The sequence below is a fragment of the Thauera carbonicopians genome (assembly GCF_025699485.1).
In the GTDB taxonomy this organism is placed as follows: Bacteria; Pseudomonadota; Gammaproteobacteria; order Burkholderiales; family Rhodocyclaceae; genus Thauera.
Genome location: NZ_JANUXN010000046.1, coordinates 1 through 1,043, shown reverse-complemented (window position 1 = coordinate 1,043; position 1,043 = coordinate 1). Strand labels below are relative to the sequence as shown.

Annotated in this window: 1 pseudogene; it reads left to right on the top strand. The window is 65.5% G+C overall.

Annotated elements, in window-relative coordinates:
• Nucleotides 1-32: 32 nt before the first annotated feature.
• Nucleotides 33-1,043 (top strand): annotated as a pseudogene (locus tag NX068_RS21070) (IS110 family RNA-guided transposase); the annotation flags it as partial.

The following is a 1,043-nucleotide window of genomic DNA, read 5'->3' as shown; positions in this document are numbered from 1 at the left end:
TTCAATCTGAAGACGCGAAAGGGGAAGTCCAAATGAATGCTACGACGATCGGGGTGGATCTGGCAAAGAACGTGTTCGTGGCCTGCGTGGGCGACGGCACGGGGCGGATGATCGAGACACGCGAGTTCAACCGTGCAGGCTTCGTCGCTTGGCTGGCGACGCTGGCGCCGGGTACGGTCATCGCGATGGAAGCGTGCAGCGGCGCACACTTCTGGGGCCGTACGATGGCGGCACTGGGGCTCGAGCCGCGGCTGATGGCCGCTGACTTCGTGCGCGCTTACCGCAAGCGCCAGTCGGTCAAGAACGACCGGGCCGATGCCGCGGCGATCCTGGCCGCGCTGCACGCGCCGGGCATGCGCTTCATCCCGGTCAAGACCGAAGCCCAACAACAACGATTGGCATGGCACAGCCTGCGCCTGGGCTGGATCGAGGAGAGAACGGCGCTGCTCAACCGTATTCGTGGCGTGCTCGCCGAGTTCGGTCTGGTGATCGAAGCGGGGGCTACGCGGCTGCGCTGCTGGTTGGCCGAACATGAGTTCGACACCGCCCAGCCGATGATCCTGCGTCATCTGATCCAGAGCGTGCGCGATCAGCTCGATGCGCTCGATCAACGCCTGACCGAGTGTGACCGGCAGATTGCCGCACAGCAGGCCGAGGATGCGGCTGCCCGGCGGGTGCGCGAATTGCCCAGCGTTGGCAATCTGACGGCCGATGCGGTCACCGCCAGCGTCGGTGACGCACGGATGTTCAAGAACGGCCGACAGTTTGCCGCCTGGCTGGGGCTCACGCCGAGCCAGTACTCCAGCGGCGGCAAACCGAAGCTGGGACGCATCACCCGCCGCGGCGATGCTTACCTGCGAAGTCTGCTCGTACAAGGCGCGCGCAGCGTGTTCGCGGCCACCTTGCGCAAGGCACGCAGCAGTCCGGAGACGCTCACCCGGCTGCAACAGTAGATCGTGGGCTTGAATGCACGGGTCGGGTATCACAAGACCCTGGTCGCCATTGCCAACAAACACGCGCGGCAGTTGTGGGCCGTGCTGGCC